General features: G+C 75.6%; 10 protein-coding genes. 7 read left to right on the plus strand and 3 right to left on the minus strand.

The window, feature by feature from the left end:
• Window positions 1–39 precede the first annotated feature (39 nt).
• From EMA09_RS06015 to EMA09_RS06030, 4 genes are all read left to right on the plus strand, one after another.
• Window positions 40–513 carry a MarR family winged helix-turn-helix transcriptional regulator gene (locus EMA09_RS06015; RefSeq protein WP_129839609.1) on the plus strand — a complete coding sequence of 158 codons (474 nt, stop codon included), beginning with the start codon at window positions 40–42 and terminating at the stop codon, window positions 511–513.
• Between the two features lie 155 nt (window positions 514–668).
• Entirely contained in the window at window positions 669–2,288 is a 1,620-nt protein-coding gene (locus tag EMA09_RS06020) for an MFS transporter (RefSeq protein ID WP_129839611.1), read from the plus strand.
• A gap of 77 nt (window positions 2,289–2,365) precedes the next feature.
• Window positions 2,366–2,944, plus strand: a complete 579-nt coding sequence (locus tag EMA09_RS06025) for a TetR/AcrR family transcriptional regulator (protein WP_129839613.1) — start codon at window positions 2,366–2,368, stop codon at window positions 2,942–2,944.
• A gap of 89 nt (window positions 2,945–3,033) precedes the next feature.
• Window positions 3,034–3,816: an oxidoreductase gene (locus EMA09_RS06030; RefSeq protein ID WP_129839615.1), complete on the plus strand. Its 783-nt coding sequence runs from the start codon at window positions 3,034–3,036 to the stop codon at window positions 3,814–3,816.
• A gap of 7 nt (window positions 3,817–3,823) precedes the next feature.
• On the opposite strand, the gene EMA09_RS06035 is transcribed toward EMA09_RS06030, so the two are convergent.
• Window positions 3,824–5,011 (minus strand): cytochrome P450, encoded by a 1,188-nt coding sequence (locus tag EMA09_RS06035; protein WP_129839617.1) that lies wholly within the window; start codon window positions 5,009–5,011, stop codon window positions 3,824–3,826.
• 273 nt (window positions 5,012–5,284) lie between these two features.
• Window positions 5,285–5,635, minus strand: a complete 351-nt coding sequence (locus EMA09_RS06040) for a hypothetical protein (protein ID WP_129839619.1) — start codon at window positions 5,633–5,635, stop codon at window positions 5,285–5,287.
• An 18-nt stretch (window positions 5,636–5,653) separates the two neighbouring features.
• On the opposite strand from EMA09_RS06040, the gene EMA09_RS06045 reads away from it, so the two are divergent.
• From EMA09_RS06045 to EMA09_RS06055, 3 genes are read left to right on the plus strand one after another with little or no spacing between them, the layout of a single operon-like run.
• Entirely contained in the window at window positions 5,654–12,625 is a 6,972-nt protein-coding gene (locus EMA09_RS06045; RefSeq protein ID WP_129839621.1) for a tetratricopeptide repeat protein, read from the plus strand.
• A gap of 4 nt (window positions 12,626–12,629) precedes the next feature.
• A complete protein-coding gene (locus tag EMA09_RS06050; RefSeq protein ID WP_129839623.1) occupies window positions 12,630–13,907 on the plus strand; it encodes a CHAT domain-containing protein in 1,278 nt (425 codons plus the stop codon).
• Window positions 13,904–14,944, plus strand: coding sequence for an alpha/beta hydrolase (locus tag EMA09_RS06055; RefSeq protein WP_206305912.1), 1,041 nt, complete (start codon window positions 13,904–13,906; stop codon window positions 14,942–14,944). Before EMA09_RS06050 ends, EMA09_RS06055 begins: the two co-directional genes overlap by 4 nt.
• Here the strand turns inward: EMA09_RS06055 and EMA09_RS06060 are convergent.
• Window positions 14,930–15,163 (minus strand): hypothetical protein, encoded by a 234-nt coding sequence (locus EMA09_RS06060; protein WP_129839625.1) that lies wholly within the window; start codon window positions 15,161–15,163, stop codon window positions 14,930–14,932. The genes EMA09_RS06055 and EMA09_RS06060 overlap by 15 nt on opposite strands.
• Between the last annotated feature and the right edge of the window lie 6 nt (window positions 15,164–15,169).

A 15,169-nucleotide genomic window follows, 5' to 3' on the forward strand; every position in this document is an offset into this window, starting at 1 on the left:
GTTTGACATACCTATGATGAGATACCTATTCTCGGCGGCGTGTCCGATTCCCGTGCTTCCGTCCAGGATCCCGACCGCGTGGCCGCCGGCCTCGCGGCGGTCCTGCCCGCGCTGCACCGGGCACTGGAGCGGCGGATCACGCGGGACTACCCGCACCCCAAGCCGCCCGAGGGACAGCTCGCGCTGCTGCGGCTCGTCTCCCAGCAGGAGGGCGTCACGGTCCGTGAGGCCGCGGACGCGCTCCTGATGAAACCGAACAACGTCAGCGCCCTCGTCTCCCAGCTCACCGAGCAGCACCTGCTGGAGCGGCGCCACGACGCGGCCGACAAGCGGATCGTCCACCTGCACCCCACGGCGACGGCCCGGCGGCGGCTGGGCGAGGTACGGGACCTGGAGGTCGCCCACCTCGCGCGCGCCCTGCGCCTGCGCACCGACGGGGAGCTCGACGCCCTCGGCTCGGTCCTCGGCGCGCTGGAGGCACTCGCGCGCGACCTCCACCCGACGGCCGGCTGACCACTCCGCCGCCCGTCCCCCGCCCGTCCGCCCCGCAGCGCGGCGGACGGATCCGCACACAGCCGTGCCCGCTCCCCGCGCACACCGCCGGGGGCGGGCACGGCCGTGCGCCCGTTCAGTGACACCACCCCCGAGACAAGACAAGGCACCCCACCATGCCGTCCTCCTCCCCGCCGCAGGCTGCTGCCCCGTCCGGCCGGCTGCGGTCCAACCCCTGGCTGACGCTGCTCGCGGTCGCGTTCGGCCTGTTCATGGTCGGCCTCGACGGCTCCGTCGTCGCCATCGCGAACCCGGAGATCGGCCGCGACCTGAACGCCTCGACCGGCGACCTCCAGTGGGTCACCAACTCCTACCTGCTCGCGCTGGCCGCCGCCCTCATCCTCGGCGGCAAGCTCGGCGACCGCTTCGGGCGGCGCACGTACTACCTCATCGGCGTGGCGGGCTTCACCCTCGCCTCGGTGGCCATCGGGCTGTCCGGGTCGATCGCGGGCGTCATCGCGTTCCGCGCCGTCCAGGGCTTCTTCGGCGCCCTGCTGATGCCCAACACGCTCGGCACGCTGCGCGCCGTCTTCCCGCCGAAGAAGTTCGGCATGGCGGTGGGCATCTGGGCCATGGTGTCGTCGGTGTCCACCGCGCTCGGCCCGATCGTCGGCGGCCTGCTCGTCGAGCACGTGAACTGGGAGTCCGTCTTCTACATCAACGCGCCGATCGGCGTCATCGCGCTCGTCTTCAGCGCGATCGTCATGCCGCAGTCGAAGACGTCCACCGGCCACCACCGGTTCGACATCACCGGCGTCGTCCTGCTGGCGGCCGGCCTGCTGGCCGTGGTCTTCGGTGTCGTCAAGGGCGAGACGTGGGGCTGGACGTCGTCCGGCACCCTCGGGTCGATCGCCGCGGGCGTCGTGCTGCTGCTGGTCTTCGGCTGGTTCGAGACCCGGGTGCGGCATCCGCTGCTGCCGATGCGGCTGTTCCGCAACCCGGCGCTCACCGTCGGCACGGTCATCACGGCACTGAACTTCTTCGTGATGCTCGGCACGATCTTCTTCGTCATGCTCTACCTGCAGAACGTCCGCGACCTGTCGCCCGTCGAGGCCGGCGTGTGGACGCTGCCGCTGAGCCTCGCCTCGGTCGTCGCCTCGCCGCTGGGCGCGGCCGTCACCGGACGGTTCGGCGCGCGGGTGGCCATGCCGATCGGCATGCTGCTCCAGGCCGCGGCCACCTTCGGGCTGCTGACATGGGACACCGACTCCTCGTACGCGACGATGTGGCCGCCGTTCATCGCGCTCGGCCTCGGCGTCGGCATGGTGATGGCCGCCTCGTCCGACGCCATCGTCGGGAACGCGCCGGTGCAGGACGGCGGCGTGGCCGGCGGCCTGCAGACCACCGCGCTGCAGATCGGCGGCGCCCTCGGCACCTCCGTCCTCGTCTCGCTCATCAGCGGCCGGGTCGGCTCCACCCTCGTGGGCGAACTGACCGGCGCGGGCGTCCCCGGCGCCGTGGCCGACGGCATGGCGGAGGCGAAGGACGCGGTCGCCATGGGCATCCCGCCCGTGTCGGACGGCATGCCGGAGCAGCTCCGCTCCGCGGTCGTGGAGGGCAGCGGCCAGGCGTTCATGAACGGCCTGCACACCGCCGCGCTGGTCACCGGCGTCCTGTGCCTCATCGGCGCGCTGCTCGCCGCGGTGGCGATCCGGCACCGCTCGGCGGCCTCGTCCGACGAGCCGGCCGAGCCCGCCGCCGACACCGCCGAGAGCACCGCTCCCGCGCGGGTCTGACCCCGGCACGGCCCGACCGGAGGAGCCCGGCACCCGTTCTTGACCTAGAGGTCAAGAACGGTGCTGGGCTCCTCCGCATGGGCAGGCCGAAGCAGTTCGATCCGGACACCGCGGTGGAGCGGGCGATGGAGGTGTTCTGGAGCAAGGGGTACGCCGCCACCTCCCCCCAGGACCTCGTGGACGCCCTCGGCGTCGGCAAGGGCAGCCTCTACAACGCGTTCGGCAGCAAACACGCCCTCTTCGAGCAGGCCCTGCGCCGCTACCGGGACAGCCAGGCGGCGGCCCTGGCGCGCCTGTTCGACGGGGACGGTCCCGTGAAGGAGCGGCTGCGCGCGGCGCTCCGCCTCCTCGCCGAGACGGATCTCGCCGCCGCCGGCCGGCGCGGCTGCATGGCCGTGAACACGGCGGCCGAGCGGGCCGGCACGGACGCGGCGGCGACCGCCCTGGTGCGCCGCATGTTCGAGCGGACGGAGGACGCGCTCGGCGCGCTCGTCGAAGAGGGGCAGCGCCGGGGCGAGATCGCCGCCGACCGCGACGCCCGCGCCCTCGGCAGCTCCCTGCTGGCGACGCTCGTCGGCCTGCAGCTCCTGGCCCGCGTCGAGGAGGGTCCCGAGCGCCTGACCCGGGCCATCGACGCCACCGTCGACGCCCTCTGACCCACCCGCCCCGACGGCCCTCCGGCCCGTGCGCCGGAGGGTGTTTCTCCGCCCATTTTCTGTACCTCAAGTTCAAGAATGGAGTCCCCATGCAACTCGACCTCGCCACCAGGACCGCCGTCGTCACCGGCGCCGGCCGGGGCATCGGCCTCGCCACCGTCCGGGCGCTGGCCGCCGAGGGCGTCCGCGTCGCCGGCGCCGCCCGGACCGTCACCCCGGAGCTGAAGGAGGCGGCGACCCTCGCCGTCTCCGCCGACCTGAGCACCGCCGAGGGCGTCCGCACCCTCATGGACGCCGCGCTCACCGAGTTCGACGGGATCGACCTGCTGGTGAACAACGTCGGAGCCGGCGACGCCGTACGGCCGGCCGGCTTCCTCGACACCTCCGACGACGCGTGGCACGCGGTCTTCGAGCTGAACCTGCTGAGCGCCGTCCGCGCCTGCCGTGCCGCCCTGCCGAGCCTGATCGAGCGGCGTGGCTCGATCGTCAACGTCTCCTCGATCAACTCCCGCCTGCCGGCGGCCGGTCCCGTCGCCTACAGCGCGGCGAAGGCCGCCTTGGCCGCGCTGGGGAAGTCCCTGGCCGAGGAGTTCGGCCCGAGGGGGGTTCGCGTCAACACCGTGTCCCCCGGCGTTGTGCGGACCGCGGTCTGGGAGGACCCGGCAGGCTTCGGCGGCGAGGTCGCGGCCGGCGCGGGCATGGAGCACGCGGCGTTCCTCGCGCGGATACCGGAGGCGTTCGGCATCACGACGGGCCGCGTCACCGAGCCCGAGGAGGTCGCCGCGCTGATCACCTTCCTGCTGTCCGACGTGGCCCGGAACATCACCGGCGCCGACCACGTCATCGACGGCGGGACCGTCAAGACGCTGTGACGACGCGTCAGCCTGCCGTCACCGGCAGGCTCCGCAGGCCGCGGATGACGAACTCGGGGCGCCGGACCGGCTCGCCCGCCAGGCGCAGGCCGGGCAGGCGGGTGGCCAGCGCGCCGAGGGCCGCCGCGATTTCGGCGCGGGCCAGCGGGGCACCGACGCAGTAGTGGATGCCCGCGCCGAACCCGAGATGCGGGTTCGGCGCGCGGCCTATGTCGAGGGTGTCGGGCGCGGCGAAGACGGCGGGGTCGCGCCCGGCCGCGCCGAGCAGGGCGGCGATTCTTTCGCCCGGCTCCAGCCGGTGCCCGGCGACGGTGACCGGCGCCGTCGCCGTCCGCTCGAACAACTGGAGCGGCGCGTCGTAGCGGATCAGCTCCTCCACCGCCGTCGGCAGGAGCCCGGGATCGGCGACGAGCCGGTCCCACTGGTCCCGGTGGCACAGGAGGGCGAGCACGCCGTTGCCGACGACGTTGACCGTGGCCTCGTGGCCGGCCATCAGAAGGAGCACGGCGGTCCCCACGAGTTCGTCGGACGACAGGCGGTCGCCGGCGTCGCGGACCGCGACGAGGTCGCTGATCAGGTCGTCCCCGGGGCGGCGGGCACGGTCGGCCGCGAGCGCGGTGAGGAAGTCCGCGAACTCGCCGGCCGCCCGCTCCGCCGCCGCGGCGCGCTCCGGCGGGAGGCCGTACTCGTACATCTTGACGATCGCGTGCGACCAGGTGGTGAGGTGCGGCCGGTCGGCGGCGGGGACGCCGAGCAGCTCGGCGATCACCTCGACGGGCAGCACGGCCGCCACGTGCGCCATGAGGTCGGCCGACCCGTCCGCCGCGATGGCGGCCGCGAGCCGATCCACCAGGCCGTCGGCCACCGACCGCACCCACGGGGTGAGCCGCGCGGTGTGCCCCCGGTTGAAGGCGGCGGAGACCAGCCGGCGCAGCCGGGTGTGCCGCGGCGGCTCCATCTCCAGGAGCGAGTTGCGGTGGAGGAGGTTGAACGCGGGGAAGGCGGCGGCCGGCTCCCTGTCCCGCCAGACACGGCCCACCGCGCGGTCGCGCAGCACCTCGGCGCAGGCGGCGTGCGAGACGGCGACCGGCAGCCCGAGGCCGTCGTGCCGGTGCACCGGACCGCGCGCCCGCAGGCCCGCGAACACCGGGTAGGGGTCGTCGAGGAACGCCGCGTCGGCGGGATCGAAGGTCATGCACCGACCGTAACGGCCACCACTGACAATCGTCACCGGTCCGGTACGCGGTCCGTCCGGCCCGGCGCCCGCGGGGCCGGACGGCACCCGCCGGGCGGCCCACGCTCACCCGAACGAGTGAATGCAGGCCGGCGGCCCGCCGCGCACCGGCCGTCGCGCACGGACGCGGCCCGATCACCGCTTGTCCCCGGCCGACCGGCTGACTATCCTGCGCGGCAGGCAAGTTCGGGCAGGGGGGCTCGGCAACGTGATCACCGCGGAGCGACTGCACCGTCAGGGACCCGGCGGACCGCACCGGCGGGAGTCCGGCCGCCGGCCCGACGACGAGGCCGCCACGCCGCGCAGCGTCCACGCCGCCGCCGACTCCGGCGGCAACCCCCACAGCGAGCAGCGCACCGGCCTCCCCCCGGAAGCCGTCGCCGCCGCCGCACGCATCCCCCGCCTCCCGGCCTCGACAACCTGCCGCAGAGCGCGGCCGACGTCTTCGTCGGCCGCGGCGGCGACCTGGAGAGCATCCGCCACGCCCTGACCTGCGGCGAGGGCGTCATCGCGCAGCCGCGCGCCCTGCACGGCCTCGGCGGCGTCGGCAAGACCACCCTGGCCCTGCGCTACGCCCGCACCCACCGCCGCGACTACACCGTCGTGTGGTGGATCACGGCCGAGAGCCGCGAGCAGGTGGACGCCGCCCTCGCCGACCTCGCCGTCTTCCTCCACCCCGGCTGGGCGCTGACCGCGCTGCCGAAACAGCAGACGGAGTGGGCGCTGCTGTGGCTGCGTGCCCACGAGGGCTGGCTCCTCGTCTTCGACAACGCCGAGGACCCCGGGGTCCTCAACCTCTATCTCGGCCGCCTCCACGGCCACGGCCACCAGCTCGTCACGAGCCGCCGCGCCGACGGCTGGCGCACCGGCGCCACCCCGCTGCGGCTCGACGTGCTGGCCGCCGAGTCGTCGGTGGACCTCCTGTGCGGCCTCGCCATCACCGGCCGCGACGAGACGCCGGCCGAGCGGCGGGACGCGGCCCTGCTCGCCGCCGACCTGGGCCACCTCCCCCTCGCCCTGGCCCAGGCGGGCTCCTACCTGCGGCAGACCGGCACCTCGTTCGCCGCCTACCGGACGCTCCTCGCCGACGCCCCCGCCACCACCCTCGACACCGCCGGGCCGGGCGGCGGGGCGGCCCGCACCATCGCCCGCATCTGGCGCACGACGCTGCGGGCCATCCACGGGACGGACCCGTTCGCGTCCGCGCTGCTGCACGCCCTGGCCTGGTTCGCGCCCGAGGCCATCCCCCGCGACGCGCTCACCCCGCCCGCCGGCGCGCCCGGCACCCCGGACATCGACAGCGCCCTGCGGCTGCTCGCCGACTACAACATGATCACGCTCACCGAGCGGGCCGTCACGGTGCACCGGCTCGTGCAGACCGTCCTGCGCGACCCGGCCGACGCCGTCCCCTCGCCGTACGAGGGCCGCGCCTGGGCCGCGGAGACGCTGGCCCGCGCCCTGCCCGACGGCCCCCGTACCGAGCGCGCGGTGCAGGCGCGCTGGCAGGAGCTGCTCCCCCACATCCAGGCCCTCGCCGCCACTCGCCCCGCGGACGAGCCGCCCCACGAGGACACGCTGCGGCTGTACCGGCGCGCCGCCGACGAACTCGCCGAACGGGACCAGCGGATCGTCGCCATCCCGCTGCTGCGCGACGTCGCCGACGGCCTGGCGCGGCTGCGCGGCCGGGACCACGCGGACACCCTCGACAGCCGCGACGCCCTGGCCGAGGCCATGGCCCTGGACGGCGACCCGCGGCACGCCGTGGAGCTGTGCCGCGCCGTGATCGCCGACCGCGCGCGGATCCTCGGCCCCGACGACGTCCGTACGCTCACCAGCCGCCACACCCTCGCGCACGCCCTGCGGCGGGCCGGCGACCACCAGGAGGCCGTCGACGAGTGCGCGGCGCTCGTCGCCGACCGGACGCGGGTCCTCGGCCCCGGCCACCCCGACACCCTCACCAGCCGCGACGCCCTGGCGTACGCGCTGCAGACCGCGGGCGACCACCGCGCGGCCGTCGCCGAGTACGAGGCGCTCGTCGCCGACCGCGCGCGCCTGTGCGGCGAGGACGACGCGACGACCCTCACCAGCAGGAACGGCCTCGCGTTCGCCTGCCGCGCCGCCGGCGACCACGCCCGCGCCATCGCCCTGTACGAGGCGGCGATCGCCGACCGCACCCGGGTCCTGGGCGCCGACCACCCCGACACCCTGACCAGCCGCGGCTGGCTCGCGCACGCGCAGCGGGTCGCGAAGGACCACCGCGCGGCGCTCGCCGGGTTCACCGCGATCGTGGCGGACCGCGAGCGGACCCAGGGCGCCGACCACCCCGACACCCTCACCAGCCGGGGGGACCTCGCCTACGCGCGGCAGTGCGCCGGGGATCCCGCGAGCGCCGTACGGGAGCTGGCCGCGGTGGTCGCCGACCGCGTCCGCGTGCAGGGCGCCGACCACCCCGCGGTCCTGGACGAGCGCGAGAAGCTGGCCTGGGCCTGGTCCGCGGCGGGCGACCACGCGCGCGCCGTCGCGCTGTTCGAGGCGGCGGTCGCCGACCGGGTCCGGGTCCAGGGCGCCGGCCACCCGGCGGTCCTGACCGCGCGGGACTCCCTCGCCTTCGCCTGCACGACGGCCGGGCAGCACGCGCGAGCGATCCGGCTGTTCCAGGCGTGCCTGTCCCACCACCGCAGGACGCGGGGGCCGGAGCACCGGACCACCCTCGTCGCGTGGGACAACGTGGCGTACGCCCTGCGGGAGGCGGGGGACCACCTCCGGGCCGTCGCCTGGTACGAGCCGGTGGTCGCCGCGTTCGTCCGCACGCTGGGGCCGCGTCACCCCAGCACCATGGACAGCCGCTACGGGCTGGCGACCGCCAGGCGGCTGGCGGGCCGGTACGCCGCGGCCGTCGAGGACTTCACCGCGCTGGCCGCCGACCGCGCCGAGGCCGACGGCCCCGATCACCCGGCGGCGCTCGCCGCCCGCGTCGGCCTCGCCCAGGCCCTCGCGCGGTCCGACGACCACGCGGGCGCGCTGCGGCTCTTCGGGGAGATCCTCGCGGACCGGCTGCGGCTGCACGGCCCGGACCACCCCGACGTGCTGAACGCCCGCTCGTGGCTGGCGTCCGCCCACCGCGACGCGGGGGACCACCCCCGGGCGATCGCGCTGTACGGGGAGTGCGTGGCGGAGGCGGGACGGATCTGGGGTCCCGACCACCCCGAGACCCTGGACCAGCGCAACGCCCTCGGATACGCCCGCCAGCTCGCCGGACGGCACGCCGCCGCCGTGGCCGACATGGAGGCCGTCGCCGCCGACCGCGCCCGCGTCCAGGGGCCGGACCACCCCGACACCCTCGCCGCCACGTCGAACCTCGCCTACGCCTGCCGCGACGCCGGCGACCACGACCGTGCCATCGGCCTCTACGAGCAGGCCGTCGCCGACTCCGCCCGCGTCCTCGGCCCCGACCACCCCGACACGCTCGCCCGCCGCGCCAACCTCGCCTACACCCACCGCGCCGCCCGGCACACCGACACGGCCGTCCGGCTCTACCGCGAGCTGCTGGCGGACCGGGAACGGCTCCTCGGCCGCGACCACCCCCTGACCCTCGACTGCCGGGAGACGCTCGCCGTCGCCCTGCTCGACGCCAGGGACCACGCCACGGCCCTGCGGGAGTTCGAGGCGCTGGCCGACGACCGCGTCCGCGTGCAGGGGCCGGACCATCCCGACACGATGATCACCCGCTCCAACGTCGCCTGGACCTGCCACCTCCTGCAGGACCACGGCCGTGCGATCGCCCTCTACGAGGACCTGGTCGCCGACCGCGTGCGCGTCGAGGGGGCCACCCACACGGGCACCCTCGCCACGCGCAGGTACCTCGCCCAGATCGTGCAGAACTCGGGCGACCACCGGCGGGCCGTCCCCCTGTACGAGGCGGTGCTGTCCGACACGGAGCGGGTCCACGGCCCCGACCACGCCGAGACCCTGGTCGCCCGCAACGCCCTGGGGTTCGCCCGCCAGCTCGCCGGTGACCACGCGGCCGCCGTCCGCGACATGGAGGCCATCGCCGCCGACCGCGCCCGCATCCAGGGACCCGACCACCCCGACACGCTCATGGCCCGCGCCAACCTCGCCTTCGCGTGCGGCGACGCCGGCGAGTTCGACCGCGCCGTCGACCTCTACGAGCGGGCCGTCGCCGACTCCGCCCGCGTCCTCGGACCGGACCACCCCGACACCCTCATCCGCCGCGCCGATCTCGCCATCTCCTTCCGCTCGGCCGGCCGGTTCCGGCGTGCGGTGGTCCTGTTGGAGGAGCTGCTCGCGGACACGGAGCGGCTCTGCGGCCCGGACCACGCCGACACGTTCACCCGCCGCAACGAGCTCGGCTACGCCCGCCAGCTCGCCGGGGACCGCACCGCGGCCGTCCGCGACATGGAGTCGATCGCCGCCGACCGCGCCCGCGTCCAGGGACCCGACCACCCCGACACCCTCATGGCCCGCGCCAACCTCGCGCTGGCCTGCCTCGACGCCGGCGACCACGACCGCGCCATCGACCTCTACGAGCGGGCCGTCGCCGATTTCGCCCGCGTCCTCGGCCCCGACCACCGCAGCACGCTCGCCACCCGCGTCAGCCACGCCACCGCCTGCCACACCGCCGCCCGGTACTCCGAGGCACTGACCCTGTTCGAAGAGCTGCTCGCGGACAGCACGCGGTTGCTCGGCCCCGACCACCTCCAGACGCTGGCCCGGCGCAACGACCTCGGTTACACGCGCCAGCTCGCCGGGGACCGCGGCGCCGCCGTCCGCGACATGGAGGCCATCGCCGCCGACCGCGCCCGCGTCCAGGGACCCGACCACCCCGACACCCTCATGGCCCGCGCCAACCTCGCGCTGGCCTGCCTCGACGCGGGCGACCACGACCGCGCCATCACCCTGTACGAGCAGGCCGTCAGCGACTCGGCCCGCGTCCTCGGCCCCGACCACCCCGGCACGCTCGCCACCCGCGTGAGCCACGCCACCGCCTGCCGCACCGCCGGGCAGTACCCCGAGGCGCTGACCCTGTTCGAGGCACTCGTCGCGGACACGGAGCGGCTCCGCGGCCCGGACGACACCGAGACGTTCACCCGCCGCAACGACCTCGGCTACACGCGCCAGCTCGCCGGGGACCGCGGCGCCGCCGTCCGCGACATGGAGGCCATCGCCGCCGACCGCGCCCGCGTCCAGGGACCCGACCACCCCGACACCGTCACCGCCCGCGCCAACCTCGCGCTGGCCTGCCGCGACGCCGGCGACCACGACCGCGCCATCACCCTCTACGAGCAGGTCGTCACCGACTCGGCCCGCGTCCTCGGCCCCGACCACCCCGACACCCTGCTGTGCCGGGACAACCTCGCCCAGGCCCACCGCATGGCCCGGCACCACGCCCGGGCACTCCGGCTCTACGCCGACCTGCTGGCGGACCGGGAGCGTGTCCAAGGCCCCGCGCACGACGCCACCCTCCGCCTGCGGGACGTGCTCGCCGGGGTACGGCTCGACCTCCAGGACTTCGCCACGGCCCTGCCGGAGTTCGAGGCGCTGGTCGCCGACCGCACCCGCGTCCAGGGCCCCGACCACCCCGACACCCTGGTCAGCCGCTCGAACGTCGCCTGGACGTGCCACCTCATGGAGGACCACGACCGCGCGATCGCCCTCTACGAGGACCTCGTCGCCGACCGCCTGCGGAACGACGGCCCCGACCACGGCGCCACCCTCGCCGCCCGCAGGGAACTGGCCACCGCCGTACGGGGCCGGGGCGACCACCGGCGGGCGATCGCCCTCTACGAGGACCTGCTGCCCGACACGGCGCGGATCCACGGTCCCGACCACCCCGAGACCCTGGAACAGCGCAACGGCCTGGCTTACGCCCGCCAGCTCGCCGGTGACCACACCGCGGCCGTCCGCGACATGGAGGCCATCGCCGCCACCCGCGCCCGTGTCCAGGGACCCGACCACCCCGACACCGTCACCGCCCGGGCCAACCTCGCCTACGCCTGCCGCGACGCCGGCGACCACGACCGCGCCATCACCCTCTACGAGCAGGTCGTCACCGACTCCGCCCGCGTCCTCGGCCCCGACCACCCCGACACCCTCGCCCGCCGCTCCAACCTCGCCATCGCGTGCTCCGAGGCCGGCTTCTTCGACCGCGCGACGGCCCTCCACACCGAACTGGCCGCGGACCGGGCGCGGCTCCTCGGCGACGACCACCCCGACACGCTCGACCAGCGCGAGTGGATCGGCGTCACCCACCGGGAGGCGGGCGGGTTCGAGCGGGCCGCCGAGGTGCTGACGGCCGTCCTCGCGGACCACGAACGGCACCGCGGCCCGGACCACGCGGCCACGCTGTTCTGCCGGTTCGCCATCGCGTTCACCCATGAACAGGCCGGGCGGTACGCCGCGGCCATCGCCGAATTCGAGGCGCTGGCCGCCGACCGCACCCGGATCTTCGGCCCCGACCGTCCCGACACCCTCGACGCGTACACGGACCTCGCCAGGGCGTACCGCGCCTCGGGGGACCACACGCAGGCCGCCCAGCTCCACTGCGCCGTGGCCGGCGACCTGGCGCGCGTCCTCGGCCCCGGCCACCGCGCCACCCTGCGCGCCCGCGGCGCGCACGCCCTCTCCCTCGCGGCCCGCTCCCCCGAGCGCGCCGTCGCCCTGAGCGAGGCCCTGGTCGCCGACGCCACCGCGGCCTTCGGCGCGGACCACGAGGACACCCTCGCCGCACGGGAACGCCTCGCCGTCGTCCGCCTGGAGGCGGGGGACGCCCCGCGCGCCGTCGCGCTGCTCGAAGCAGTCATCGCCGACCGCGCCCGTACGACGTCGCTGGGGCTGCCCGGCACCCCGGAGGGCCTGGCCGCCGCGCACCGGCTGGGCGGGCAGGCCCGCACGACCGTCATCGCCTGCAACCGCCACGTGCTCGACCACTGGACCCCGACCGGCGTCGACGCGCTGGTCCGCGCGTACACCGAGGCCGGCGACCCGGCGCGGGCCGAGGACCTGGCCGAGGCGGTGGCCGCGGGGCGCGCCGAGGTGCTCGGGGACCACCACCCCGGCACCCTCGCGAGCCAGACGGGGGCCGTCCTCGCCCGCGCGGCGGCCGGCGACCCGCGGGGAGCGGCGGCGGCCGGCGCCCGGTTCGCCGCCGACTGGGCGCGCGTCCTCGGCCCCGGCCACCCGCAGGTCCGCACCCTGCGGGAGCGGCTCGCCGGACTGCGGCCCGCCTGGGCCGTCCGGATCACGCTGCTGGCCGACGAGGTGCGCGTCGGGGAGTCAGCGACCCTCGAAGTCCGCCTGGAGCGCACCGGACCCGGCGGCGGGGCGGACGCGCCCGCGCTGCCGCTGCTCCTCCTCATCGCCGCGTCCCGCTCGGCCGCGACCGTCGCGCCCCCGGTGGCCGAGCACACCACCGGCGGCGACCCGGCCGTCTTCGTGTTCACCGCCTCGGAACCGGGCGCGCACCGGCTGCGTTTCACGGTGTACGACCGCGAGGTCGGCGTCGTGCTCCAGGATCTCGAAACCACCCTCGACGTGACCGGCACCGGAAGGGAGTAGCGGCATGGCCAGGGACCTCGCGGTGGACGTCCGCCACAACCCGTCGCTCGACTTCACCTCGCTGCCGCCGCGCGACCGCGCCCCGGACGGCCGGGTCCGCGTGAAGGAGCCCCTCGACCTGGTGGTGACGCTGCGCACCCACCCGCCGGACACGCTCCACATCTCCGCGTTCCAGCCCGGTGCCCGCACCCCGAAGAACGGGACGCACCACGCGTACCTGACCGTCCCGATCGCGGCGGTCCTCGACCGGGCCGCCCGCCTGCGCGCCCTCTGGTACGAGAAGCTGGTCGGCTTCGAGCTGCGGGACGAGGAGGGCATGCCGCTCGGCCGCCCGTTCGACGACGCGGTGGACGCCTCCGGGCACGCCGCGCGGGTCCGCCGGATCGTGGACGACCTGGCCGACGAGGGCGTCTGGTTCCTGGAGACCCTGCTGGAGGGCGGGGAGCGGGACATCAGCGGGTTCCGGCGATTCCTCCTCGACACGCTGGCCGGCGCCGAGGGGCTGCGGATCACGTTCGACTCGGACCTGCACCTGCCCTGGCCGATGCTGGCGGTCGAGGTGCCGGGCGCCGACCCCGTCCACGGGTTCCTCGGCCACCGGCACCAGATCGAGCAGACCGGCGCTTCGGCGTACCCGGCCGTCGAGACGGAGGCCGCCCGCCACCCGATGCCCGTCACCAGCCTGAACACCGACTCGACCCTCGACCTGATCGGCCGCGCGCCCGACGTCCGCAAGCTGCTGGAGGAGCGGTCCCGCCTCACCGTGCGCACGGAGTCGGAGCGGCTCATCGAGGCGTTCTCCGCCGCCGTCCTCGACGACGACGTCATGTACTTCTGGTGCCACGGCACGTTCGTCGGGGAGCAGCGGTCGGCCCCGCGCCTGGCGGTCAGCCTCTCCGACGACCTGGCCATCGACGCCGACCTGGTGCTGCGCGTGCGCCGCCGCCACCACGGGTCGAACGGCGCGCTGTTCCGCCCGTTCGTGCTGCTCAACGCCTGCTCGACGGGCCAGGCATCGCCCGAGCCGGGGCTGAAGTACCTCGGCGGCGCCCTGGTCGACCTGGGCGCCGACGGCGTGCTCGGGCCGCAGATCGACATGCCGCAGGTCTTCGCGTCCGAGTACGCGTACGCCTTCCTCGACCGCTACCTGCACGGCGAGAACACGGCGGGCGAGATCGCGCTGTCGCTGGTGCGGGAGTTCACCGCGCGCTTCCACAACCCGCTGGCGCTCGCGTACTCCCTGTACTGCGGCATCGACAGCAGGCTGGAGACGGCGCCGTGAGGCGTGCCGTGCCGCGCGCGCCGGTGCCGGCCGTCGTCCGGCTGGACGAGAGGGGGCGGCTGTGCGTCCCCGGCACGTCGGTGCCCGTGCCGCCGTCGCGTGTCGCCGACCACCTGGCCCGTACGCTGCGCGTCCCGGAGCGCGCGACGGACCTCTACCTGTACGTCCACGGCTGGCAGACGTCCCCGGACAGCGCGGTGCGGGCCGCGTCGCGTCTGATGGGTCTCGCGCGGCGGCTCGCGGCGGCCCGGCCGAGCCCGTACGGGGGGCTGTCGGGCGGGTTCCGGCCGTGGTGCGTCGTCGTGTGCTGGCCGTCGTCCAGCCTGCCGTCGCTCGGGGGTTACCGCCGCATCCGTGACCGCGCGCACGCCATGAGCGCCCCGGGCACGGGGCACGCGGCGCACGTCATCGGGCACCTCCTCGGCTACCTGGACACGCACCGCGCCGACCCGGCGGCGCCGGCCGTCCTGGCCAACCGGAACGGTCAGTATCTCCACCTGCTGGGGCACTCGTTCGGCGGGCGGTTCCTGTGCGAGGCGGTGCAGTGGGCGGCGGAGAGGCCGGACGTGCCGCGCGTCCTCGGCTGGAGCAACCCGGGCGACCCGCGCCGCCCGTTCACGGTGGACAGTGCCCTGGTCTTCCAGATGGCGGCGCCGCGCGACAGCTTCGACACGCTGTTCCCCGCGCTGTTCAGGACGGACGGCGCACCGGCGGCACCGCTGCGGGGGCCACTCGTCCTGACCCGTTCGCGCTGGGACCGCGCCACGGGCTTCTGGCACCTGCGCGCGGAGTCGGCGCCCGGCATCGGTCACAGCGGCGTGGGCACGGCTCCTGTACCGCAGTTCTCGACACGCCTGCTGCCCGTCTGCGAACCGTACGCGCACCACACTCTGGACCACCGCCTGGTGACGGTGAACGCGGACTGGCGCTTCACGGGCAGCAGAACAACCCGCCTGCTGCCGTCCGGAGCACACTCGGACTTCCTGCACGAGGAATCAGCACACTTGCTGCTGACCCTGGCCTCATTCTCCCGCTGACCCCACCCACCGCCGCCGTGCGGCGAAGGCTTCGGCCTGGGTGCGGCGTTGGACGCCCCAGGTGTCCAGGCGTGTGGTGAGCCAGGTGCTCGATACGCCCCAGCGGCGGCAGAGGGAGTTGAGGCTTTCGCCACCGAGGTAGGCGGCGACGATCTCGTCCCTGCCTTCCTCGGCGGCGGCACGCAGGGCCTGGCTGAGCCGGGTCCGGGCACTGACCATCGCAGA

The sequence above is a fragment of the Streptomyces sp. RFCAC02 genome (assembly GCF_004193175.1).
Lineage (GTDB): Bacteria > Actinomycetota > Actinomycetes > Streptomycetales > Streptomycetaceae > Streptomyces.

Excerpts from the sequence above, each read along its gene's own strand:
- EMA09_RS06020 (WP_129839611.1), top strand. The coding sequence starts at position 669 with ATGCCGTCCTCCTCCCCGCCGCAGGCTGCTGCCCCGTCCGGCCGGCTG.
- EMA09_RS06025 (WP_129839613.1), top strand. The coding sequence starts at position 2,366 with ATGGGCAGGCCGAAGCAGTTCGATCCGGACACCGCGGTGGAGCGGGCG.
- EMA09_RS06030 (WP_129839615.1), top strand. The coding sequence starts at position 3,034 with ATGCAACTCGACCTCGCCACCAGGACCGCCGTCGTCACCGGCGCCGGC.
- EMA09_RS06035 (WP_129839617.1), bottom strand. The coding sequence starts at position 5,011 with ATGACCTTCGATCCCGCCGACGCGGCGTTCCTCGACGACCCCTACCCG.
- EMA09_RS06050 (WP_129839623.1), top strand. The coding sequence starts at position 12,630 with ATGGCCAGGGACCTCGCGGTGGACGTCCGCCACAACCCGTCGCTCGAC.
- EMA09_RS06060 (WP_129839625.1), bottom strand. The coding sequence starts at position 15,163 with ATGGTCAGTGCCCGGACCCGGCTCAGCCAGGCCCTGCGTGCCGCCGCC.